The sequence below is a fragment of the Amycolatopsis coloradensis genome, from assembly GCF_001953865.1.
Taxonomy (GTDB): Bacteria; Actinomycetota; Actinomycetes; order Mycobacteriales; family Pseudonocardiaceae; genus Amycolatopsis; species Amycolatopsis coloradensis.
This window is the reverse complement of record NZ_MQUQ01000003.1, coordinates 87791-112243: the sequence shown is the minus strand read 5'-3', so window position 1 is coordinate 112243 and position 24453 is coordinate 87791. Positions and strand designations below refer to the sequence as shown.

Here is a 24453-nt window from a genome sequence, read left to right as displayed (position 1 = left end):
CACCAGCCGCTCCCTGAAAAATCGCGGGTCGCTGCCCTAAGGGGAAACCCTATCGCGGGCCCGCGCGACGGCCGGTCGTCGCACGATCACTCCAAGCGTCGTTCGGCGGGTTCCATCGGGCCCGCCATCCTCGGCCCGGCGAACTTGCGTTCGAGCCTGCCGAGCCCCGTGCGCACCGGCTGCGCCAGGTATTCGCCGAGAACCACGCCCGCTGCCAGGGCAAGCCCGATCGCGACCGCGGTCATCAGCGTGGAGATGTTGCCGCCCTGTTCGACGCCCAATTGGTATAGACCACGATAGGTGGAGAGGCCGGGGAGGAGGGGCGTGATGCCGGACACAGCCACCACCAGCGGCGTCACCTTGAGCCGCCTGGCGAGTACGCCACCGCAGAAACCGACCAAGGTGGCGGCGGCCGCGGACGAGCTGACGGCCTCGAAGTCGGTCAGCATCAGCGCGCCGTACACCGCGCCGCCGATCGCGCCCGCCGCCCCCGCGACGATCATTGCGCGCATCGTCGAGTACGACGCGAGCGCGAAGCAGGCGGACGCGCCGATGCTGCCGATGACGATGATCGGGAGTTGTTGCGGCGTCGAGGAGACGACCTCGGGCAGCGGCGTGAGCGGCAGGCCGAGGAGCAGCGCGATCTTCAGGGCGAGCACCACGCCCGCGATCAGCCCGGCACTCATCAGCGCGGTTTCCATCGTGCGCCCGGCCGCCGTGACGTAATAGCCGGTGATGGCGTCCTGCACGGCGGAAACCGTGGAAAGCCCGGACAACAGCACGGTGACCGCCGCCGCGACGACCAGCGTGGGTTTGTTCGTGGTGAGCAGGTCGCTGCTGACTATCGCCATCGCGGACAGGGTCGCGACCAGGCCGCCGATCACCTGCTGGAAGAAGAACGGCAGCGCGAAGCGGTTCAGGAAGCGGCCGAGCCGGTCGATGACCGCGCTGATCACGAGCGCCACCAGCGCGACGTCGATGCTTCCGCCGAGGATCAGGGTGATGAACGCGGCCAGCCCGCCCCAGGCGGCCGTGGCCACCCAACGGGGGTACGGGTGCGGCGCGGTCGTGATCCGCTGGAGCTCCTGCTGGGCCTCTTCGGCGCCGATGTTGCCGCGGACGATCCGGCGGACCAGGGTCTCCGTCTGGGTGAGCCGCGTGTAGTCGAGACTGCGCGAGCGGACCACCCGCAGCGCCGTCACGGGCGCCATGTCGGTGCCGCGGTGGCAGGTGACCGTGATCGACGTGAAGATCACGTCGACCTCGCAGTGCGGGAGGCCGAGCGCCGAGGTCAGCGCGATGATCGTCGCCGTGACGTCGGAGGCACCGGCGCCACTCGACATCTGGACCTCGCCGATGCGCAGGGCGAGGTCCAGGACGAAGTTGACCGTCGAGTCGTCGGGCGGCTTCGGGCCCATCGCCTCGTCGCTCTCGACGGCGGGCTGCTCGGCCGTCGGGGCTTCGAGGATCTGCCAGGCGCGGCGGCGCAGCAGGTTCGGCCGGTGCGAGCGAGCCTGGGGGATCGATCGCTCACCGTCACGCTGGCGCGGGGCTTCCAGCAGCCATTCGCCACGTTCGGGTGTTTCGTCCTGTTTCCTTTCGACACCGCGTTCACCGCTCCGGGTTCCCTTGGTGTGCTCGTTGATCTTCATGATCGATCCACCTCCTCACTCTCGTTCGAGGGACTTTCCCGAGGACCATCGGGGCCGATGCCCCGACCGTTGCAGGTAATCCGAAGTGGTGTCCGCCACGTCCGAGGAAGATCATCGCGGCTTCGCCGGTGTGCGGCACACTGCATGCCATGACGTCCGCTGTGAGCAGGCGTTCCGTCCTTCGCGCGGCCGGTGTCACCGCCGCCGGAAGCGCGGCGGCATTCACCCTTTCGGGGGCATCTAGCGGGGCGGAGGCCCCGGTTTTTGCGCACGGGGTCGCCTCGGGTGACCCGATGCCCGATTCGGTGCTTCTCCGGACCTAGGTCACGCCCTCCGCCGAAGCCGTTCCGGGATCCGGAAAAGGGGCGCCGGTGGAAGTCCGGTGGGAGGTGGCCGCCGACGCCGGATTCGCCGACGTCGTCGCTCGTGGTCACCTCCGGACCGAGCCCGAACGCGACCACACGGTGAAGGTGACGGCGGGCGGGCTGTGCGCCTCGACCGCGTACCACTACCGGTTCACGGCGAGCGGCAAGGTCACGCAGACCGGCCGGACGCGCACCGCGCCCGCGGACGACGTCGCCCGGCTGCGGTTCGGCGTGGTGTCGTGTGCGAACTGGGCTGTCGGTCACTTCGCCCCCTACCGCTAGCTGGCCGGTCGCGACGATCTCGACGCCTTCATTCACCTGGGTGACTACCTCGACGAAGGTAATCCGAACCCCGCTGGTGATCTTCGGCCTTCGGTGCCGTCTCACGAGTTGATCACCCTGTCGGACTACCGGCGGCGCCACGCGATGTACAAGACCGACGAGCACCCCCGGCGACTGCACGCCCGTCACCCGGTCGTCGCGACCTGGGACGACCACGAGGCGGCCGACAACGCATCGCCGTCACACGATCCGGGGACCGAGGTGCGGTCGTACCGGACCCGGCAGCCCGGTCCCGTGGCGGATCCGGCGGGCACGATCCTCGGCGCCGACCAGCGGCAGTGGTTTCTCGACGGCCTCGCGCGGGGCACGGCGTCGTGGAACGTCGTCGGGAACTCGGTGATGGTCACACCGATCAAGGTGCCCGCGTTGCCGACGCGCGAAAAGCTCGCGTTGGCCGATCTGCTCGACGGGCAGCCGACCACCGCGAACACCGACCAGTGGGACGGCTGCACCGCCGACCGCCGCCGGGTGCTGGACGCCATCGCCCCACAGGGGCGGGGCAACACGGTCTTCCTGACCGGCGACGTCCCCTCGTCGTGGGCGAACGACGGGCCCCGCGACGGGACGAGCGTCGCGGTCGAGTTCGTCTGCCCGTCGGTCCCCTCCGACAACATCGACGAGCAGCTCGGCGTCCCACCACGGACCGGCTCGCTCGAGGTTGAGGCCGCCATCCGCGCGCTGAACCCGCACGTGCGCTTCGTGGAACTCGACTCGCACGCCCCTGCGTCCTCGAAGTGCCCCCGGACGCCATCCGGATGAACCGGTACTACGTCGCCGACCGCCGAGACCCGGCGACCGCCGTGGCGTTCGCGCACGCCTTCCGGACCGTGGCAGGGGAACCGTGGGTGCGCCCTGCGAACGACTGAACGGGCGCCGATATACTGGGCTCGCCTGGGGGCGACTTCGGGCGAGGCCGCTATAGCTCAGCTGGTAGAGCATCTGTCTTGTAAACAGAAGGTCAGGGGTTCGAGCCCCCTTGGCGGCTCAAGATCAACATGGTGTTTGACCTGCCAATACGACGTTTTATGCGAGTTTTGTTCACATTCTTGTTGGCGCCATTGGGCTCCATTTCGTCTCCGTTTTCACAGCCGTGCTGAACGCTGTGGCTGGCGGAATCAGGCTCGGAGGCCTACGTGTCTGACGATGGCGGGCTTCAGGGCGAGGTTGGCCTCATCAAGGCGATGCGCCCTGTCCCAAGACCGTATGCCCGCCACCACAGACAGAACCGGCCTCGCAGGAGGTGTGGCGGCGGTCGCCGCTAGGGTCCAGGAGTGACTGCGCGCGTGACTTCTTCCCCAGCCGTGGCGGTGGCGACGGTGTCCGAAAGGGATCCTGAGGTACTCCACCGGATCGCGGTGTGCGCGGTGAAGATCACGACCTTGCGGCTGTCCAACTTCCAGTCCTTCGGGCCGGAACCGACGGCGATCGAACTCGGCGACCTCACGTATATCCTCGGGCCCAACGGAGCAGGCAAGACCACGGTCCTCGAAGCCCTGTCGCGCCTTTTCAGCCCGTTGGCTGCCCAGCGCGCGATCCGCTTGGACGACTTCCACGTCCCGGCCGGCCACCGGGCGAGCGAGGTACGGCAGGGCGAACCCGAGCTGTGGCTGGAGGTCGACCTCGAATTCCCGGAGACCGGGGCCGAGGGACAGCACGCCTCCGTTCCAGTGAACTTCGCCCATATGACGATCCCGACGGCGGACGGGGTCCCTCGATCTCGTATCCGCCTGACGGCGACGGTGGCCCTGGACGGCGTCATCGAGGAGCGGATCCAGTACGTGCTGGACACCGGCGCGGACGGCGAGCCGGGTAAGTGCGAGGACATGTCCCGCTTCGACCGCGGCCAGATCGAGGTGCACTACCTCCCCGCTCGCCGTGACCCAGCCGACCAGGTCTCTTACACGACGAAGTCGCTCATCGCCCGCGGTCTGCGGGCGGTCGACTGGACGGAAGAGCGCGAGACGCTGAGCGAGCTCAGCGCCCAGATCACCGAAACGCTCGTCGCCAACGCGACGGTCTCGAGTCTCGGGGACCGCCTGACCACCGAGTGGAGCGGACTGCACCGGGGCGAGTACTTCAAGGACCCGGCGATCGCCTTCGGCCGTGGCGAGCTGGAAGGAGTGCTGCGCCAGCTGACCGTCAGCTTCCTCCCGTCGTTCGACGACGTACCGCTCCCCTTCGAGCGGCTGAGCGACGGGCAGAAGTCCCTGCTCTACATCTCACTCGTCCTCGCGTGGCAGGCTTTCTCCCGGCGGGTCCTCGCCGGTGACGAGCCGACCGTCGACGGGGACCGGCTGCGCGCGCCGGTGCATACGGTGATCGCCCTGGAGGAGCCCGAGAACAGCCTCGCGCCGCACTACCTCGGCAGGATCATCCGGCAGCTGCGCGACGCGTGCGGGCACGGTGACATGCAGGCACTCGTCGCCACGCACGCGCCCACCCTGCTGCGCCGCGTCGACCCTCTCTCGATCTGCTTCTTGCGGTTGAACGCGAGCCGGGAGACGACCGTCCACCGGATCGTTCTTCCCGAGAACGACGCGGGGGCCGCCAAGTACGTGCGGGAAGGTGTCCAGGCCTACCCCGAGCTGTACTTCTCCCGCTTCGTCGTGCTCGGCGAGGGGGACAGCGAGCAGGTGGTCCTGCCCCGGATCCTGGCCGCGGCGGGCATCGCCGAGGACGACGCGTCCGTGGCGGTGGTCCCGCTCGGCGGCCGTCACGTCAACCATTTCTGGCGGCTCCTGAACGAACTGCGGATTCCGCACGCGACCCTGCTCGACCTCGACAGCGGCCGATTCCAAGGTGGCTGGGGACGGATCCGCAACGCACTGAACCAGATCAACAAGGTCCGGCCGGGCACCTTCGAGACCGAAAAAATCGAACGGCTTCCGAAGTGGAACGCAGGGCGCAGCTTCCCCTCGTTTGACGCTGGGAACGGGTCGGTCGCGGTGCTTGAGCGGAAGGGGGTCTTCTTCTCTCAACCGGTCGATCTCGACCTGATGATGCTGGCGGCCTACCCCGGCGCCTACGGCGTCGAACCGTCCGAACCGGACGAGAAGACGATTGCCGCGGTGCTGGGTGAGAAACACTCGAACGAAGAGCGTCTGCCCGAGGACATCCTGGCGCTCTTCGGCGACTACCACGGAAAGTTCGGCCCGGGCCGCAGCAAGCCGGCGGCTCATCTGGCGGCTCTCTCCGGATTGAGTGACGAGCAGCTGCTCGACGATCTGCCCGAGGTGCTGGCCCGGCTGGTCGACCATGTGCGCGCGATGCTGGCCGGGCTGCCGGAATGATCCGGCCCGAGCAGTGGCACCCGGTCGGCGGTCTTGTCCTCGAACCGAACGCGCGAACCGCGGCGACGGCCACAGGGGAGAACGTGGTCGTCGCGGCCGGTCCCGGCGCGGGGAAGACCGAGCTGCTGGCCCAACGCGCGGATTTTCTGCTGCGCACCGGACGGTGTACTTACCCTCGCCGAATTCTGGCGATCTCGTTCAAGGTCGACGCCACACGCAACCTGCGGGAACGAGTCCGCCTTCGCACCGGCCCGCGGCTCGCCGCCAGGTTCGACAGCTCCACCTTCCACGCCTTCGCCAAACGCCTGATCGACAGCTTCCGCCCCGCCCTCACCGGGCACGACGCCCTTGGACCGGACTACAGGCTCGACCCCGACATCCGGATCGAGGGAGAGCAGGTCAGGTTCGAGGACCTGGTGCCGCTCGCCTTGTCGATCATCGAGAACAACGCCCATGCCCGCGGCGGTATCCGGCAGACCTACAGCCATGTCTTCCTCGACGAGTTCCAGGACTGCACCGGCGAGCAGTATCAGCTGATCCAGGCCGCGTTCGGACGGTCAGGGGCGGTGCTGACGGCAGTCGGCGACACCAAGCAGCGGATCATGGTGTGGGCGGGAGCGCTGGACGGGGTGATGCGGACCTTCGCCGACGACTTCGAGGCCCGGCCCCTTCCGCTCTACCAGAACCGCCGCTCCGCCCCGCGGCTGCGACGGATGCAGAATCGGATGATCGCGGAGATGGATCCCGAGGCGGTCAGCCCGGCTGAAGACCTCGCCGGGGACGACGGCGTGATCGACGTGCTCGACTTCGGCACCGAACGCGACGAGGCGGAGACGATCGCCGGCCTCATCGAAGACTGGCTCGCCGAGGGCGTGCCGCCGAGCGAGATCGCCGTCGTCGTGCGGTCGCGCCCGGACCTGGTCACGGCCGCACTCGGTGAAGAGCTCGGGAGACGGGGCATCCCTTTCCGTAACGAGCAAGCGAGCCAAGACCTCGCCGCGGAGCCGGTGGCCGCGCTGATCTTCGACTTCATCCGAGTGATCGCCGGCGAAGGCCAGCCCGAGGCGTACGCGTCACTGATGCGGGTGACCGCCCGCGCGCATGCTTCCGGGGATGAAGGAGCCCGTTTCGACAGCCGGATGAAACGGTTCCTTCGCGACACCCGGGCAGCGGTCCGCGCCCCCGCGTTCAAGACGGGTGACCTCGAAGCGTGGCGCCCTCATGTCGACGAGTTCCTGCGGCTGGTCTCGCGACCGGTGCTCACCGCGTTGTCGCCCGGCTACCAGCAGGGGACACGGCTCGCGGACCTGATCGCCCAAGCTCTCGAAACCTTCGGCCGAGAGCTCGACATGGATGACGACGCCATCGAGGCCCTCAGGCGGCTTTCGGAGTCGGACGCTATCCGTTTCCTGACCGTCCACAAGTGCAAAGGCCTGGAGTTCGAGAAGGTCGTGGTACTCGGCGTCGAGGAGCAGCTCTTCTGGGGCAAGAACCCCACCACCGTGATGTCCGAGTTCTTCGTCGCCATCTCCCGTGCGAAACGACATCTGGTCCTGACCCATGCCGGACGTCGTGCCCGGCCGGCCGGAGCACAACGTCGTTGGGATGTTTGGCGTACGCCGCACCGGATGCTTCTGGGTTTCACCTTTGAAGACTCGTAGCACGGGACTTTTCCTACTGCGGGAGACTGTCCTACGTGACGGCCTGCGCTCACCCCATGCGAGCGACCACCTCCGGACTACCTCTGGTGAGCCGCTTCAAACACGCCGCCCATGACAAAGTCGGGCTTTGCGCCTTTCCGCCGAGCCCGTCCTGCTGACGGGCACACCGAGTCGCCAACGCGGTGGCGAGAGGGGATGGCCGCCGGTCAGGAGTGGCGGATGAGGTTGTCGAACTCGCTGCAGATGGCGCGGTGGCGAGGGCGGCGCGCCGGTCGGGGTAGGGGCCAGGATGGCGGCGACGTCGGTCGCGGTCAAGGCGCGGTACACGATTCGGTTGCGGCCGTAGGCGATCCGTACCGTGACGCCCGCTGCTGCGGCAGTTTCGGTGGCGAGGTGCAACGCGCGGACCCCGGCCACGCTCAGGAATATGACCGTGTCCAGATCGACGACAATCGCTCTTGGCCGTGGCACAGGCTCGAGTCGATTCTCCGCAACGCCGGTATCGGCTTTGCTGCTCAGGCGATCAGCCACACACTCGTGCGCGAGCAATGCCCGGCTGAGACCTGCTCGCCGCCCTCTATCGCCGAGTGCCCCGGGCTTGCGCTGCTTATGCCTATCGAGGCCAGCACCACTCAGCTGTCGGGATGCTCAATCCGGTGCGCTACGAACAGTCCTTTACACAGCTGGTTCACGACCGCCGCGTCTGCCTTCGGCGGTGCGGCGGCCGTGGCGGTTTAAGGCAGACGACGACGGCTGGCTCCGCTCGCTGCGGTGGGCAGAATCTGGCCGCCCTGGCGGTGAGGTGTCGGCCGTCTATTGCCCAGGTGGCCGCCGCAGGACGTGAGGACAGCGGCCACCGACTGGGGAGCTACTGAAGCGATGGCGGTACCTACCGGGGTGCGCAAGTCATCGTTGTGCAAAACACCCCAGCAACCGACAACGACGTCGTCATCCGCTTCTCCAGCCGCGAAGACTAACCCCTTCCGGACTCGTCAGGGACGAAACCGCATGACCCACTCGTCCAGCACCGTTATGTATCATGCACCAGGCGCTGGTAGTCTGAATTGTCTATTCCTCGCTTCGGTTGGAGGCGAGTCCAAAGAACCGCTCGAAGTGGGTGTGGAGCTTGGCCAGCACGCGTTGTTTCTTCTCGGCGTGCCCGCCATCGGTAGCGAAGCGCGACACCGGAGGCAGCACCTTGATGATTGCCGTGCCGCCGGTCTGAATCGCTCCATCGCGGAACGCAGACTCAATGAATGCCTGCGTCTCGTCAGGCTTCAGGTTCTCGTCCTTGATGATTGCATTGAGCTCCTCGGTGCGGCGCATGACGATGTAGACGGCCCACTCCTCGTCCAGGTCGCCTGTAGTCGAGACAGAGTCGACGAAGGCCTCGACGAGGTCTTTCTTGTTGCGAAGGCTCGGACTGGCGTCGATGGCGTGGGTGATGTTGGAACGGATTTCCCTGTCCACGCCGTCGCCGTGGGCGTCGCGGTACTTCTGGACGAGTAGCAGTATGTAGTCGATGTTGATCTCGACCTGCTTGATGAGTTCGATCTCGAAGACAATGTCGTCAACGATCGATTCCTTGTCACCGTCTCGGTCCTTGCGAAACTCGGCGTAGAGGTCGAGGTAGACACTGCGGTAATCCTGACTCTCGCGCTCGGTCAGGATCTCGTTGCCAGCGAAATCGTCGAAAGACACCAGAATATTCTGCAGGCGCAGGATCTGCCCGAACAGGGCGATGAACGCCTTCTGTGCCGCCTCGCCCAGGATGATCTCGCCGAGCGGGTACCGCTCAAGCAGTTCAGTGATCTTCTCTGTGTATTCGTCGTAGTAGTCGGCGTATGGCTTGAGCAGCACGACGCCCCGAGCATCCTTATTCCCGAACAGTGCGATGGCGTCATTGGTCTGTTGCTCAAGGTCGCGGAAGCTGACGATGTTGCCGTAGGTCTTGACGGAGTTAAGGATCCGGTTGGTCCGTGAGTAGGCCTGGATTAGGCCATGGCTGCGCAGGTTCTTGTCTACGAACAGGGTGTTGAGGGTGGTTGCATCGAAGCCGGTCAAGAACATGTTGACGACGATAACTAGGTCGATCTGCCGGTTCTTGAGCCGCAGCGACAGGTCCTTATAGTAGTTCTCGAACTTGCTCGAAGAGGCGTCGTAGCTGGTGCCGAACATCGTGTTGTAGTCGGCGATGGCCGCTTCTAGAAAATCGCGTGAAGACTGGTCGAGGGCGCCTGTGTCGAAGCCTTCTTCGTCGAGGTAGTCATCAAGGGCCTCGTTGACTGCGTAGGAGTAGATGATGCCGACCTTGAGCCGTTGGTCCGGCGGCAGGTGCTCCTGCTGATCCTTGAAGCGGGTGTAGTAGCGCTTGGCGGCATCGATCGAGGCTATGGCGAACAGTGCGTTGAAGCCGTGGACTCGGGCAGCGGCCTTGACTTCACTGATCCGGTTCCTGCCGGATGCGACCTCATCCACGTTCGCGACCACCGAGTGGATGTAGCCGTTGGTCCGCCGGGTCTTCTGGTCGTAGTGCTCCAGGATGTAGTCGACTACCTGACGCAACCGTTCCGGTGCGAGCAAAGCCTTTTCGGTGTCGATCGCCGAGACTTGCTTCCTGCCGTCAACACCGGGGGCGACCTTGATGGTGTTGACGTAGTCGATGCGAAACGGCAGGACGTTCTTGTCCCGGATCGCATCAACGATCGTGTACGTGTGCAGCCTCTCGCCGAAGGCCTGTTCAGTGGTCTTGAGGTGGGGGTTGCCGCCGTTGCCGGCGTTGCTCGAGAAGATCGGAGTCCCGGTGAACCCGAAGATGTTGTACCGCTTGAATGCCTTGGCGATCGCCGTGTGCATGTCGCCGAACTGCGAACGGTGACACTCGTCGAAGATCAGAACGACGTGACCTTCGTAGATCGTGTGCCCCGTGTTGCCTGCGATGAACGTCGACAGCTTCTGGATCGTGGTGATGATGATCTTGGCGTTCGGGTCTTCGAGTTGACGTTTGAGCACCGCTGTCGACGTGTTCGAGTTGGCTGCGCCTCTCTCGAAACGGTCGTACTCGCGCATCGTCTGATAGTCGAGGTCCTTGCGGTCAACGACGAACAACACCTTGTCAACCGTGGGCAACCGGCTGGCGAGCTGGGCTGTCTTGAAGCTGGTCAGAGTCTTTCCTGATCCGGTCGTGTGCCACACGTAGCCGCCGGCCGAGACCATGCCAAGCCGCTTGTAGTTGACGGCTATCTCGATGCGATTCAGTATCCGCTCGGTTGCGGCGATCTGGTAGGGCCGCATGGCTAGCAGCAGGCGATCGGAAGCGCTGCCACCCGCGGTTAGTACACAGTAGCGGGTCACGATGTTGAGCAGCGTGTGGCGGGCGAAGAAGGTTTTGGCGAACGCGGTCAGGTCCTGGATCGGCGTGTTGTTCGCGTCGGCCCACCACGAAGTGAACTCAAACGAGTTACTCGTCTTCTTGGTGCGCTTCTTACCTCTGAATGCGTTGATGTGCTGTGTGCGAGTCGTGTTGCTGTAGTACTTTGTCAGCGTGCCGTTACTGATCACGAACAGCTGGACGTATTGGAAGAGGCCGGAGCCCGCCCAGAAACTGTCCCGCTGGTAGCGGTCGATCTGGTTGAACGCCTCGCGGATGTCAACGCCACGCCGCTTCAGCTCGATGTGAACTATCGGTAGGCCGTTGACGAGGACCGTCACGTCGTAGCGGGTGGCGCGCTTCGCGCCACCCGAACCCGCGTTGATCTCGTACTGATTGATGACCTGCAGCCGATTGTTGTGGATGTTGGTCTTGTCCAGTAGCCAGATGTTCTTGGTCGTGCCGTCGTCTCGTTTTAGGAGCTGGACATAGTTCTCCTGAACGTGGATCGTCTTCTCAGCGACTCCATCGTTCTGGCCAGCGATGTTCTCACTGAAGAACCGCTCCCACTCTGTATCGCTGAACTTGAGGCTGTTTAGCGCCTCGAGCTGCGCGCGCAGGTTCGTGATCAGGTCGGTCTCAGTGTGGATGAGCAGGTATTCGTAGGCCTGAGACTGCAGCAGTCTGATGAACTCACGCTCAAGGTCTGCCTCGGACTGATAGGCCGTGGAGCCACGGGCGTCGGGTAAGTACTCGGCGACGACCGTGCTGTCCCCGCCGACGGCGATGGGCTCGAACTTGGTGACTGACCCCTCGTTCATGTCGATGAGTCCTCAAAGGATAGTAGACGGTCACGGTAGTGCTCATACTGTTTGCGGCGAGCGTTGAGTTCGGCGGGCAGACAGACGCTGAGGTCGTTAACGAGTGCGTGGAAATTGTCCAGAATGGACACTATCTCGCGCTGCCTATCAATCGAGGGTACAGGGATGAGCAGCTTTGCCAGCCCCTTTGCGGACATGCGCTTGACCTTCGCTCTCGCGACGTACTTAGCCTTCTCGCGAGTGTACGAGCTAGTCCTCAAGTAGTAGGAGACAAACTTTGGAACCAGGACGTCCGAGCGATAGAGGAAGCAGTCGTCGTGAATTGCGACCTCGGTTTCGCCAAGCCACGCGACGCCCAATCCGACATCCTCGACGGTCTCGCCCACTGCGGCGATAACGACGTCGTCCGGTTTGGCGAAGCGCAGCTGGCTTCGCAGGCTTTCGCGCACATGCGACACGGCCTCGGATGCCGACACACCGTACGTCGTGTAAATCTCGCCGTAATGGATGCTCGGGATACCTTCGTCCACGACATCGTTCTTCGTGAACCTTCGGCCACGAATGAACACACCGACGTCGCCCATCGATGCGAGCTTGACCCCGTCCGTGTCGGGGGAGGAGAACAGATCGTCTCGGCTCTCTAGGTCTGCGAGGATGTCGTCGACCTGCTGACGGAGCTCGGACTGGCGGGCGACGAGTTCTGTGATCTGGGCATTGAGCGCGGAGATGTTGACGGTTTCGCGGGTGTCCTCGGCCTCAACGTAGGAGGAGACGGCGAGGTTGTGGCTGTTGGCAGCGATCTCGTTGTTGCGCACGAGCCGAGCGAAGTGGTCGGCGTCGACGCGGGTAATGAAGGTGTCGAGGATCTTCTGCTGATGCTCGGGCAGGAGTTTATTCTTGTTGCCGACGCGTTTGAACTCAGCTGAGGCGTCGATGAACAGAACACTGTTGTCCTTCTTCGACTTCTTGAGCACGATGATGCAGGTGGCAATGGTGACGCCAAAGAAGAGGTCCGGCGGCAGTTGGATCACGGTGTCGACGTAGTTGTTGTCGATCAGGTACTTGCGTATCTTCTGCTCAGCCCCGCTCCGATAGAGCACTCCAGGGAACTCAACGATGGCGGCAGTGCCGTTGACCGCAAGCCAACTGAGCATGTGCATGGTGAAAGCGAGGTCGGCCTTGCTCTTGGGTGCGAGCACTCCGGCTGGGGCGAAGCGAGGGTCGTTGATGAGGAGCGGGTTGCTGTCGCCTGGCCATCTGGTCGAGTACGGCGGGTTGGAGACGATCGCCTCGAACGGCTCATCGTCCCAGTGGGCTGGATCGAGCAGGGTGTCACCGTGGGCGATGCTGAACTGCTGGTAGTTGATGTCGTGCAGGAACATGTTGATCCGAGCCAGGTTGTAAGTGGTCAGGTTCACCTCCTGACCGAAGAAGCCCTGACGGACTTTTTCCTTACCAAGCACCTTGGCGAACTTGAGCAGCAGCGAACCTGAGCCGCAGGCCGGATCGTAGACCTTGTTGACCGACTTCTTGCCGGCGACCGTGATACGGGCCAGGAGCTCGCTGATCTCCTGGGGCGTGAAGAACTCGCCGCCGGACTTGCCAGCGCTGGAGGCATACATGGACATGAGGTACTCGTACGCGTCGCCGAATGCATCGATCGCGTGGTCGTTGAAGTCGCCCAGGTTGAGGTTCCCGACCGTGTTGAGCAGCTTCGCCAGCTTCTCGTTGCGCCTGGCGACGGTGTTGCCGAGTTTGCCGCTGTTGACGTCGAGGTCGTCGAACAGACCCTTGAGGTCGTCTTCGGAGTCGGTGCCGACCGCTGATCCCTCAATGTTGCCGAAAACTCTTTCCAGCGTCTCGTTGAGGTTGGGGTCACTAGCCGCGCGCTTACAAACATTGGCAAAGAGCTCGCTGGGCAGGATGTAGAAGCCCTTCTCGGCGACCGTTTCTTTGCGAGCGGGCTCGGCTTGCTTGTCGGTTAGTGTGGCGTAGTTGAAGTCCGCGTCTCCGGCCGATCGCTCGCCTTCGTTGATGTAAGCGGTGAGGTTCTCGGAGATGAAGCGGTAAAACAGGATGCCCAGGACGTAGGTTTTGAAGTCCCACCCGTCGACGCTGCCCCGTAGGTCGTTGGCCATGCGCCAGATCGTCTTGTGGAGCTCGGCGCGCTGGGCCTCTTTGGTTGTCGGAGCCACTACTGCGCCAACACCATCGCGCTGAGGCCGGTGCTGAAGGCTGTCGTCAACTGGTTCATGATCGGGCAAATCTCCTTCATGCCTTTGGCGTGCACGTGGTTCATGCGGGCCTCGATCTCTCACCCTAGCGGTGGGCACCGACAGAGCGTCGTAGCCTTCACGTGTGCGGGTCCGTCACCTCTCGGAAGCTCCTACTCGGTCGGCAGCACGCGGGGGAATGATCCGAACTACGGCCTTTGGCAGATCAACGACAAGGCGTGTGCTCCCTGCAGGCGCGGGATGATCCGTCAAGGAGGGCAGGGATGCTCGGGGATGGGAAGGCTTCCTGCGGCGTCGGATGGTCTGGCCGCTGACCCCGGCGTAAACCATCGTCTTGGCTCTCCGTCCGGGATGAAACCCCAGGTCGAGGTGCAGTTCACTACTCCGCTGAGCACAGCAGGAAGAACGGAGGCATAGCGGAGCCCAGAAACGCGTGTTAGCAGTCGCAAACATGATCGTTGGTTGGTGAAACCGCAGGTAGAAGCCCCTGCTGTGGGAACTATTTCAAGGATGGCCGCAGTCGAAACAGCTGGCTTTAATCCGCAGGTTCTGGGTTCGAGCCCCAGGCGGCCCACAACATTAACATCCCCCTGACCTGCGGGGGTATTGCTTTTTCTGTGCCATGCCCACCTTGGCGCGGACGGCGATTGGGCTCCGGTTCGTCTCCGTTTGCTCTGGTGTGCCGAAGTGCGGTGCCCAAGCTAGTTGCAGCGGGTCCACGGCGCGCTGATGCTCTTGCCACCGGGTGGGCGCCGCGGCGCGCCTGGCTCTGCAACATCCTTGCCGATTTTTGCGACGTTGATGGTCATGACCGACCACGCGCGGCCGGGGGCCGCGAGCACCTCCTCAGCACCGAGATCACGGTCGGCCGCGTTGAAGCGGCTGCCTGAGCTGACCCGAGCCGCGATGTGGACGACCGCGATCGTGATCGCGGTCCTGACTGCAGGTGCGGTGACCCTGCTGTGGTGGCCTGCTACCGCCGGGCTCACCGGTGCGGACCTGGTAAAGGCGCGACTGGACGCGCTGAAGATCGGGCTGAGCATCGGAGTCGGCAGCGGGGGCGTGGTCGCGCTCTACCTCGCTTGGCGCCGCCAGCACTCCACCGAAGCCGACCTCGACAACCGCGAACGCGCCCTCGCTCAGCAATACGAAGTCCTCGCCCACCAACAGGCCGTCGCTGCCACTACCCAGGCGCACCAGGAACGCGTCGCTGACGACGCCCACGCCGATGCCACCGCCCGCCGGATCACTGAGCTGTACCTCAAGGCCGCCGAGCTGCTCGGGTCCGACAAGGCCCCGGTCCGACTCAGCGGCCTTTATGTCCTTGAACGCCTCGCTCAGGACAACGAGACCCAGCGTCAGACCATCGTCAACGTCCTCTGCGCCTATCTCCGTATGCCCTACGAACCGCCGATCGAGAAGGACGAGGAAGATGACATCGGCATCGAACAAGACGGCAACATTCGCGAGCGTGCCCAGGAACGCGAAGTCCGGCTCACAGCCCAGCGCCTTCTTAGCGACCACCTCAACCCCCACCGCGGCACCGCATACTGGGGCGAACTCGCCCTCGACCTCACCGGCGCCCAGCTCATCGACTTCACCATGACCGGCGCCCGGATCAGAACCACCAGCTTCCGCGATGCCAATTTCACTGGCATCGCCGACTTTAGCAGAGCCACCTTCATCGGCGACGCCACGTTCGACGGGGCCACATTCACCGAGTCCACGTTCGTCGGGACATTCTTCAAGGGTAACGGCAAGTTCAACTGGACGGTCTTCACAGACCTCGCCGATTTCAACGAGACGACATTCGCCAGCGTCGCCGAGTTTGGCGGGGCGAGTTTCACCGGCGTTGCCAAGTTCAGCAAGGCGACCTTCTCCCGCGGTGCCGAGTTCGACGGGGTGACCTTCGGCGGCGAAGCTGAGTTCAGCGGAGCGACCTTTAGCCGCAGCGCGCAGTTCAGCTTGGCTACCTTCACCGGCGATGCTCTATTCTACAGAGTGGCCTTCACTGGCGATGCCGAGTTCGGTAGCGTGACCTTTGCCGCCCTCGCCGAGTTCAACACAGCGTTCTTCGCTCAGGACGCCCTGTTCGACAAGTCGACCTTCGCCCGAAACGCCCGATTTGGTGAGGCCACCTTCACTCGAGACGCCACCTTCTGCGCGGCGTCCTTCAAGCGTGACGCCGATTTTGGTGGGGCAACCTTCGCTGGCGATGCCCTGTTCGACAAAACTACCTTCGCACGGGCCGTGTTCAGCGGGGCAACTTTCGCCCACACTACGTTCGGCGGAGCGTCCTTCGCACGTGCTGATTTCAGGCAGGCCTCTTTCAAGTGCGCGACCGATTTTGGTGAGGCGGCTTTTATCGGCGACGCCAATTTCGGTGGTGCGACGTTCGCTCGTGCTGCCGCGTTCGGCGGGGCGACATTCACCCACGCGCTGTTTGGTGGGGTGTCATTCGCTGGCGATGCTATGTTTGACGAAACCGCCTTTGTCGGCGCCGTCGTGTTCGCCGGGGCGGCCTTCAACGGCGATGCCATGTTTAGCAAAGCTAGCTTTGTCGAGAGCCCTGATTTCAGAGAAACTACCTTCAAGGGAAAAGTCTCGTTCCATGGGACGACGATGGACGGAAATCCCTTCTCTCCTGCTGCTGTCTTCAACAGTAGTGATGAGACGAGTCCGTTAGGTTGATGCCGCTCCAGAGAGGTGCCTTTGCCAACTAAAGCGGGCACCGTAGGTTTCAGTCCGCGGGAACCCCGAAGGAGCGGAAAAATTCGGGGAAGAAGGTGCCTGCGACCGTCCGGGCCTGTTCCTCGGTTTGCAGTTCGTCGGTGCCGAAGCGGAACACTTCGTAGCCGCTTAGCTTGAGCTCGCGATCGGCTCGCATGTTGGTGGCATACAGGGCCGGGTCTGGTCGGCCGTTCGTCGCGTAGTGGCGTTGGCCGTCGACTTCCAGCACAACTCGACGGCCGCCTGGCAGCAGGAGAAGAAAGTCCATCCGGAACCGGAGGAGAGCGTCTCTCCCGCGGGCTCGGACCGTTTGGGATCCCAGTGGAGCCAAACTTCGGGTACGAGCGCTGGCAGTCGTGGGATGCGGGATCCGAACACGCTGTTGTACCCGAGGAACAGGTTGCGTTGCTGTGGCGAGTTGCAGGGGAGGCACTCCAGCAGTCGGCTGTAGAGTGTCCGCTTCGCCTCCTCGTCGGTCGGCAGGTTGTGTCGGTCCCGCCACCACGCCTGCAGGTCACTCCAGAGGAGACCGTCGGCCCCGATGTGCCGGTCGTAGGAGAGAACGGCGTCGGCGTTGCCGAGGATCTCGATGTCACCGTCGAGGGCGTCGACGAACCTGATGTCGGGCTTCTCGGTCGAGGCGAAGATCAGGTACTTTGGCCGCCTGCGGACGGAACGCGTAGAGACCAAGCTGAACACGGGGTATCCGTCGTCATCGCCGGTTTCTCGCAGTTCGTAGCCTGAGCGATCGAGATGTAGATTCGTGGCTGCGACGAACCTTCGCTGTGCCTCGACGTCTGGCACGACATCGGCCGATGCCAGACCTTCGAGGAAGAGCGCGAAGCGCCGTCCCGATGCCTCGAAGGCACCGAGATGCTCGAAGAGTTCCATCGCGTCCCAGTCCATATTGCGGTACACGTGTTGCTGGATGTGGTCGCGGAGGGTTCGCTGGCCGGTGATGAACGCGCTGAGCGGGTTGTCGTCAAGCACCCAGAGGGTGTCGAGGAGTTTGGTGAAGTGGTCCTCGTTGCGGATGAGATCGTAGGTGTCGATGTCCTTGGCGAGTTCTCGACGGATCCGTTTCGGGATCGAGGGTTGCTCCGTGGTGGCCCAGAGAGTGTCCTGGACGTCGTTGCACTGTCGTGCGTCGAGTTCCATGGTGGCCAGCACCCTCTCAGCGACCCGCGGGAGCTCCGTGTCGGGCACGGCTTCGAAGCTCGCTAACGCTCGCTCGTACTTGGTGCCTTCGTCCGGAGGCGTCGGGAGCCCGAGAGATTCACAGGTTGGGGCAAGCGTTTTATGTGTCCCGAAGTGGCTTACGTCCCCAGGGACGAAGCGGAGAACGTCGCGTAATGTCGCGAAATCGTCTGCAACAGCCACCTAGTCAGTCTCGCAGAAACTTGGGCTCCGTCGGGTCAGTTGGCGCCGCCACGCAGGATCGCCGGGTGCAGTATCTCGGCGGTCCCGCGTCGGAAGAGCGCCGCCGGCCGTCCGCCGTGCTTGCTCGTCATCTCCCCGGTAGGTACCAGGAAATCGGCCACGCCCTTGACTTTGCGGTGGAAGTTTCGGGGGTCGAGGGTTTCGCCCCACACGATCTCGTAGACCCGTCGTAGGTCCGCGATGGTGAAGTGGGCGGGGCAGAATGCGGTGGCCAGCGTCGTGTACTCCATACGATGACGGGCTCGTTCGACGCCGTCTGCCAGGATCCGGGAGTGGTCGAAGGCTAGGGCGTTGCGACGCCGACCGAGCTTCGTGACTGGTGTCCACTGCGCCGAGCGTGCGTCTCCACCTGCAATTGGTTCGGGAAGGTTTGGCACGATCGCGAGGTACGCGACCGTGAGCACACGTTGGCGGGGATCCCGATCCGGGGCGCCGTATGCCCCCAGCTGTTCCAAGTGCAGCCTGCCAGCGTCGAGCCCCGTCTCCTCACTCAGCTCACGTGAGGCGGCACTATCGATGTCCTCGTGCTCGGATGACAGGAACCCGCCGGGTAGCGCGAGTCTGCCCTGATACGGCTCGACCCCTCGCTCCACGAGCAGGACTTGCAACATTTCCGATCGCACGGTGAGCACGACGAGATCGACCGCCACCGCGATCGTCGGGATCTGCCAACCCTCGTTCACTGGACCAGCCTACCGTCGTATGTCAGTTGGACAACAAGCGACGTCGCGGTGAAACAGCATCTCAACCTGCAGCGACTACTAGTTCTAGACGATCGGAAAGATATGTCAACTTGACGAGAAGGTTCGGTTGACTCTACGGTCGTGCCGCCTGACGAACGGAACGGAGTGGTCATGCTCGTGATCCTCACCGCGCTCGACCTCGAAGGTGCGGCCATCCGGAAGCACTTGACGAACCTGCGCACGCATCACCACGGGGCCGGCACGGTCTTCGAAGTAGGGGCCCTCGCCTCCCGGCCGAGTTGTGAGATCGCGCTCGCCGTGATCGGCATGGGAACGGTCAACGCGGCGGCGATCACCGAACGCGCGATCACGGAGTTCCGCCCGTCGGCCGTCCTGTTCGTGGGTATCGCGGGTGGGCTCCGGGAGTGGATCGCCCTCGGCGACGTCGTGGTGGCCACCCGGGTCTACGCCTACCAGGGCGGACGGGTCGATGGGGACGAGTTCCTGGCGCGGCCACAGGCGTGGGACACCTCGCACCGACTCGTCCAGCTCGCCAAGCACGTCAACCGCGCGCAGGCCTGGCCCGGCGCGTCCGAGACACGTGCCGCGGTGCACTTCGAGCCCGTCGCGGCAGGTGAGATCGTGCTCAACTCGACCAGCGCACCTGAGCGAGATCGCCTGCGGTCCCACTACAACGACGCGGCCGCCGTCGAGATGGAGAGCTCAGGGGTCGCCCTCGCCGGTCATCTGCACGAGGCCACCCCCACCATCGCCATCCGGGGCATCAGCGACCTGGCCGACGGCAACAAGCACCGCGTTGACTCGAGCGGCTGGCAGGACACCGCGGTGCACAATGCCGCCGCCTTCGCTGTCGGCTTGGCCCAGGCGATCGATCAAACCCTCGGCCGACCCACGAACCCCGAAGAAGGTCACACGCCTACACCGAACCAACCGGTCCCTGGCACCCCCGGTGGACGCACCACGTCAGTTTCAAAAGGAAACGCCGTCGGCGACATCGCATCGACCGGGCCGGTCACGGTCGACCAAAAGGTCACGACCTACGCGCGCCGCCATCCGCTCCTGGTCACCCTCATGGCGATCCTTCTCGTCGCGGTGCTCGCACTGGCCGGTTGGGGCACGTACCTGGTCCTCGGCCAGCCCGCCGCGTCAACGACCATCAGCTCGAGCCCGCTGCCGCCGACCCCGGATCGGAGCACACCCGAAGCCACGGCGAAGAGCTTCGTGGACGCTCTCACAGCCCGCGACCGGCAGCTGGCCGAGAGCATGGTGTGCGTTGAGCAGCGTGACTGGTTCGCCCGGCGGTACAAGGTCGTGGAGAAGTACAGCCCAGGCAACGTCGCGGTGGGCGATGTGAGCCTGGCGGCCGTGACCTTGTCCGTCGTGGTCGTCAAGGTCGTGCCAGCCCAAAGGCCGCGCGAAAACGGCGCTACGTATGACGCGCGTATGGCGTGGGTCCACGGCAACATTCCCGAGACCCTCGACCCCGAGGTCAAGAGGAAGTTGAGCAAGCCCGACGACTGGGGTACCGGACTGCGCCTCGAGCCGACCGGCTCCTGGTCTGTGTGCTGAACCTGTTCAACCGCAACAGATCGTAGCTGGCGACGAACGGCGAAATGGGACAAGCACATGGGCATGGAGACAGTTGTCGCTCTCATTGTGGATTGGGCGACTAGGCGGATAACCGGAATGGCTGATCAGGCCTTGGATGCGACCGTAGAGCGCATGTGGACGCTGATCGGCAACAAACTCGGCACACACCCGGCAATCGTCCGATTCCGAGATGCTGCACTGCGGGCTGGCCACGTGCCCCCGGATGTTGGAGCCGAGGCCGTGGAAGCACTCACGCAGGCCGAGGCGCAGGATCACGTGTTCGCACGCGAACTGCAGGCCGCCGTCCAGGCCGCCATGACACTGAGCGCCCGCAAAAAAAGCCAGCCTTCAAACATCGACGTCATCCGCGGGAACTCCGTGGGCGACATAGTCGCCACCGGACCGGTCAACATCAAGCAACGAGTTGTGAACTACGCAGGCCGACACCCTGCACGGTTTACCGCTATCGCAGTGGCCGCAGTGCTCATCCTGAGTTCCGCGAGCTACGGCGGTGTCCAGCTGCTAGGCGGTGTGGTGGGACAGAACACGGACCGGACGATTCCTGGGCGCCCTCAAGCGGCAGAGGGCGCCGCGTCCAAGAACCCGCGAGTCGAGTCGACCTTCTCGGTTGGGGACTATGCGTCAGCGCTGGCGTTCAGTCCAGCCGGTGACACCCTCGCAGTGGCTGGCTCCACGTCAGGTGTGGCAAACGCGCAGGCGGTAACGGTCCGCAACTGGCGGTCCGGTGAGATCGTCGGGACGATGAACACCACCAGCGGATCCTTTCTGTCGTTCAGTCCGGACGGCGCGACCCTGGCTGTCAGCGGAAGCTCCGGACAGGCTGGACTTTGGGCGGCCACCGGAAAGCAAGATGTCCCAGCCGTGCAACTGCTGAACGATTCCACAGCGGGAGGCTTCGTTCCCTCTGCATTCGTCCCCAAAGTTGCCGAGGTCGCCACGATGATCACCGGAAAAAACTCGTGCGCAATGCAATTCTGGGACTCGCCTTCCGGTGCTCCGAAGGCGAGACTCGACCTGGGTGTGGGCTTCTGGGAAGGTATGGCGTTCGATCCTGGCAGTACTCTCTTCGCGACCTACGAACGTGGCGCTGTGAAGATATGGGACCGGGCAAGCGGTCGAAGCGCCGTGAGCGCCGTGGCGGAGGACTATGTTCACGGCATGGCGTTCAGCCCGACCGGCCAGTTCCTGGTCACCGCTAACGGTAAAAACGCGAGCCTGTGGGATCCTCGCACGGGCCAAGTGATGTTCACCCTCAGAGGCCACTCAGACATCGTCAACACTGTCGCGTTTCGCCCTGACGGGAACGCCCTCGTCACCGGAAGCAAGGACGGGACCGCCCGGGTGTGGGATCTGGTCACTAGAAAGGAAATAGCCAACCTTCCAGGGCACGACGCCGACGACGACGGAGTCACTGCACTTGCCTTCGCCCTTGGTGGCGAGGTCCTTGCGACCGGAGACGGTGCTGGTGTGGTCCGACTCTGGAGAAACATCGGATGAAGTGCTGGGCCGACAGCCTTCACCGCCCAGTATCCCGACGGAAGCTGGCAGTGAGGCAACATAGCTCCCGTAGCATGACCCGGCGCGCGGGCGATCGGCAGTCCGGTTTTTAGAGGTCGACGTCGCCGAGGGGGAAGTACTGGTGGTCCCATTTTGGCGTAGCGTTATCAGAGCGACAGGGTTGAGTACCGTAATTTGGTTTTTTACGTGATCTGATGTCCGTACGATGTTTCCAGAAAGAGGAGCGATCTGCAGAGCCGGATGGTGGCGTAGCAGCCTTTCTGCTTCCTCGTCACAACCGCTGCGGCGGGGACTCCAGCAGGTCCGGAGTTCGTAGCTTCCACAGTGTGGTTCGTCACCTGACGGCGTCGAGTGCTATGCCTCGTCCACCCGAAACTTCACCTGGCGCGACGAGGACGATCGGCACAGGAACTAGCCGCACCCACGCCTGCTCCGCCCTTTCCGGCAACTCGGCGGTCCACCCGAGCGGCCATGATGAGCCCTTAAAATCTGGCTTACTGGAATCTGCCCGGATCCGTGCTCCTTGAGCGCCAGGTACTGCAGCGAAGGGTGCCCCGGGGCACGAGGTATTGCTGGTGAAGGTCGCCTTGTCGAATGAGGTGGCGCTGGTGAAGATCGCCTTGTCGAATGTGGCGTGGCCGGTGAAGGTCGCGTCGTCGAACAAAGCGGCACGGGTGAAGGTCGTCCCGTAGAACGAGGCGGCGCGAGTGAAGGTCGCATCGAGGAACCAGGCGTGGTTGATGAAGGTCGCCTCCTCGAACATTGCGTGGTCGGTGAAGGTCGTCTTTTGGAACCAGGTGTGATCGGTGAAGGTCGCCTTGATAAAGCTGGCCTTGTTGATCTGGCAATGCAACAGGTTGAAGTTGATGAGTGTGGCACCGGTGAGGTCGAGGTTGATATCTTTCCAGAAGGTCTTCGCGGGATGATTTGGGTTGTTCCCCGGCTTTAGATTCCTGGTGAGGATGCGCTGGGCCGTGAGGCGGATTTCCCTCTCCTGCCGAGCGTCCTCGTCGAGTTCGGCCACCGTCGGTGACTCGACCTGTTCCCCACTCGAGGCGCGGTCGTGAGCAGGCCTTCTGCTGGACGCCAAGGGCCGGTATATACCGGATCGGTTCCGGGGACGGGGCGCGCCAGGAAGCTGGAAAGGAGCACGCAGGTAAGCGCAGATCACGTCGACCACGACCTGGCGGTGGTCAGGGTTATCCTGGGCGACGCGCTCGAGCGCGTACAACCCGCCGTGGCGGACCACGGGTTTGTCGGAGCCGAGCTGCTCCACGGCCTTGACGTAAAGCTCAGTGAGCCGCCGCTCGGCGGCGTCGTGCTCGGTGGACCACTGCCGGCGCCCAGCGAGCACCAGTGCGACTACGCCACCGGTCCCGGCGCCGACGGTGAGGCCAGTCTTGATCAACTCGAGCTGGCTCTTCGGATCGCCCCCAACGTTGACGAACATCAACAGGGCGGTCATGGCTACGGCCGCGCTCAGCGCGACCGGGACGACGATGACGAAGACCGCCCACCACCACGTACCTCCACGGTGCTGCCACCGCCGCGACAACGAGGTCCTCGAGCCATCCAGCCATTTCCGCTCCACGCCTTATAGTCGCCCGGACACCCACCAATCGCTACAGCTTGCGGGGCTGAGATAGATCCGCTCAAGACGGGCTGCCACGGGGACCTAACGGGGCACCAGCGCCGCTACAGCGTCAAACGGGTTCGTTCGGATCGGAGCGAACGAGTCCGCTTCACAGCTCGGCGTCGTCGAGTGGGAATTGTGCTGTGTCCCATTGTCGGCGTAGTGAGAGCAGGGCGCTCCGATTGATGACCGTGACTTTGGCGGTGCCGTCTTCTGAATTCCGGTCGATCATCCCTTGTGATTCCAGGAAGGTGAGCGATCTGCGGAGTCGATAGGTGGCGTAGGAGCCCTTCTGCCTGCTCGCTGCGGCCTTCGCGGCGTCTGATTCCAGTAGGTCCGGGGTTCGTTGGTTCCACAGTTCGACGAGCTGGCTGCGGTCGCAGGTCGGTTGGGCGTTGTCGGTGATTTCGAGGAGCAGGTCGGCGACGTCGACGTTTTCGCCGGTGACGTGTGAGCCTTGGTACTGGATGAAGCTGTTCTTGAGGTGCCGGGCGGCTGTTCGGCGGCCTCGCTCGGCGGCCACCGCGTCTACGAGCCGGTAGCCGGCGTCGTCGGCGGTGGGCCAGGGGAGCAGCCGCAAGCGAGCCCAGAGGGCGGTGTCGACCAGGGACTCCTCTCCGGCGTGCGCTTGGCGGTGGTCGTCGACGGCGATCGCCAGGGCCAGCAGCGCGGCCCGCAACGATTCCGCGACGCTGTCGTGGTGGACTTGGCGGACGCGGTCGGCGGTCAGGTCAAGGTATTGGTGCAAGACGGTGTTGAACCGGCTCGCGCGTTTACGCCAGGTCGTGAACTGGCGATAGTGATCGGCGTACTCGGCAGCGGTGATGAGCCCGGCGTAGCGCTGGTGTTCAGCGAGCTTGATCGCGTCGCGTTCCCGGACGGACCTCTCGCCCGCCTTGGCGTCGAAGGTCTTGAGTGCGCGATAGGTCTGCAAGACGCGGTCGTCGGCCAGCAAGGCTTCCCAATTGCCTCGTTGGGACAGGCTTAACGCTTCGCGGACGTAGCTCAGGGCGGCTTCGTCATCGGTCGGGCCGTAGGGCAGAGGTTTCGACATGGGAGCTCTCAGGAGTAGCGGGTTCAAG

The 24453-nt window shown here is 64.0% G+C and carries 16 protein-coding genes and 1 tRNA gene; 8 read left to right on the top strand and 9 right to left on the bottom strand.

Annotation, left to right across the window (positions count from 1 at the left end):
• Window positions 1-86 precede the first annotated feature (86 nt).
• Window positions 87-1652: a threonine/serine exporter family protein gene (locus BS329_RS04070; protein ID WP_076155799.1), complete on the bottom strand. Its 1566-nt coding sequence runs from the start codon at window positions 1650-1652 to the stop codon at window positions 87-89.
• A 371-nt stretch (window positions 1653-2023) separates the two neighbouring features.
• On the opposite strand from BS329_RS04070, the gene BS329_RS44375 reads away from it, so the two are divergent.
• The 5 genes from BS329_RS44375 (at window position 2024) to BS329_RS04050 (ending at window position 7310) form a co-directional block, all read left to right on the top strand.
• Window positions 2024-2299 carry a PhoD-like phosphatase N-terminal domain-containing protein gene (locus tag BS329_RS44375; RefSeq protein WP_244197027.1) on the top strand — a complete coding sequence of 92 codons (276 nt, stop codon included), beginning with the start codon at window positions 2024-2026 and terminating at the stop codon, window positions 2297-2299.
• Window positions 2300-3118, top strand: coding sequence for an alkaline phosphatase D family protein (locus BS329_RS44370; RefSeq protein ID WP_341866320.1), 819 nt, complete (start codon window positions 2300-2302; stop codon window positions 3116-3118).
• A 153-nt stretch (window positions 3119-3271) separates the two neighbouring features.
• Window positions 3272-3344, top strand: a tRNA-Thr gene (locus BS329_RS04060).
• Between the two features lie 298 nt (window positions 3345-3642).
• Window positions 3643-5649 (top strand): ATP-dependent nuclease, encoded by a 2007-nt coding sequence (locus tag BS329_RS04055; protein ID WP_208619145.1) that lies wholly within the window; start codon window positions 3643-3645, stop codon window positions 5647-5649.
• Window positions 5646-7310 (top strand): UvrD-helicase domain-containing protein, encoded by a 1665-nt coding sequence (locus BS329_RS04050; RefSeq protein WP_076155797.1) that lies wholly within the window; start codon window positions 5646-5648, stop codon window positions 7308-7310. The genes BS329_RS04055 and BS329_RS04050 overlap by 4 nt, the downstream gene beginning before the upstream one ends.
• Before the next feature lie 96 nt (window positions 7311-7406).
• Here BS329_RS04050 and BS329_RS45480 read toward each other — a convergent pair whose 3' ends face one another.
• The 3 genes from BS329_RS45480 to BS329_RS04035 all read right to left on the bottom strand — a co-directional run bounded on the left by BS329_RS45480 (window position 7407) and on the right by BS329_RS04035 (window position 13765).
• Entirely contained in the window at window positions 7407-7841 is a 435-nt protein-coding gene (locus BS329_RS45480) for an STAS domain-containing protein (RefSeq protein ID WP_158075752.1), read from the bottom strand.
• Window positions 7842-8378: 537 nt separating this feature from the next.
• The gene (locus BS329_RS04040; RefSeq protein WP_076155793.1) at window positions 8379-11501 is read right to left on the bottom strand and encodes a type I restriction endonuclease subunit R; all 3123 of its coding nucleotides are present in this window, start codon (window positions 11499-11501) and stop codon (window positions 8379-8381) included.
• Complete coding sequence (locus tag BS329_RS04035) at window positions 11498-13765, bottom strand: type I restriction-modification system subunit M (protein ID WP_143252842.1); 2268 nt, start codon at window positions 13763-13765, stop codon at window positions 11498-11500. Before BS329_RS04035 ends, BS329_RS04040 begins: the two co-directional genes overlap by 4 nt.
• Before the next feature lie 843 nt (window positions 13766-14608).
• On the opposite strand from BS329_RS04035, the gene BS329_RS04030 reads away from it, so the two are divergent.
• Entirely contained in the window at window positions 14609-16426 is a 1818-nt protein-coding gene (locus tag BS329_RS04030) for a pentapeptide repeat-containing protein (RefSeq protein ID WP_076155791.1), read from the top strand.
• A 49-nt stretch (window positions 16427-16475) separates the two neighbouring features.
• Here BS329_RS04030 and BS329_RS43270 read toward each other — a convergent pair whose 3' ends face one another.
• From BS329_RS43270 to BS329_RS04020, 3 genes are read right to left on the bottom strand one after another with little or no spacing between them, the layout of a single operon-like run.
• Window positions 16476-16622, bottom strand: a complete 147-nt coding sequence (locus BS329_RS43270; RefSeq protein ID WP_158075751.1) for a hypothetical protein — start codon at window positions 16620-16622, stop codon at window positions 16476-16478.
• Window positions 16595-17845, bottom strand: a complete 1251-nt coding sequence (locus BS329_RS04025; RefSeq protein ID WP_143252840.1) for an AbiJ-related protein — start codon at window positions 17843-17845, stop codon at window positions 16595-16597. The genes BS329_RS43270 and BS329_RS04025 overlap by 28 nt, the downstream gene beginning before the upstream one ends.
• Before the next feature lie 35 nt (window positions 17846-17880).
• A complete protein-coding gene (locus BS329_RS04020) occupies window positions 17881-18588 on the bottom strand; it encodes an NUDIX hydrolase (protein ID WP_076155790.1) in 708 nt (235 codons plus the stop codon).
• 171 nt (window positions 18589-18759) lie between these two features.
• On the opposite strand from BS329_RS04020, the gene BS329_RS04015 reads away from it, so the two are divergent.
• Entirely contained in the window at window positions 18760-20178 is a 1419-nt protein-coding gene (locus BS329_RS04015) for a 5'-methylthioadenosine/S-adenosylhomocysteine nucleosidase family protein (RefSeq protein WP_084749425.1), read from the top strand.
• A gap of 117 nt (window positions 20179-20295) precedes the next feature.
• Entirely contained in the window at window positions 20296-21717 is a 1422-nt protein-coding gene (locus tag BS329_RS04010; RefSeq protein WP_158075750.1) for a WD40 repeat domain-containing protein, read from the top strand.
• A gap of 355 nt (window positions 21718-22072) precedes the next feature.
• Here BS329_RS04010 and BS329_RS04005 read toward each other — a convergent pair whose 3' ends face one another.
• Both BS329_RS04005 and BS329_RS04000 read right to left on the bottom strand, forming a co-directional pair.
• Complete coding sequence (locus tag BS329_RS04005) at window positions 22073-23329, bottom strand: pentapeptide repeat-containing protein (protein ID WP_076155786.1); 1257 nt, start codon at window positions 23327-23329, stop codon at window positions 22073-22075.
• A gap of 151 nt (window positions 23330-23480) precedes the next feature.
• Complete coding sequence (locus tag BS329_RS04000; protein ID WP_076155784.1) at window positions 23481-24425, bottom strand: hypothetical protein; 945 nt, start codon at window positions 24423-24425, stop codon at window positions 23481-23483.
• Between the last annotated feature and the right edge of the window lie 28 nt (window positions 24426-24453).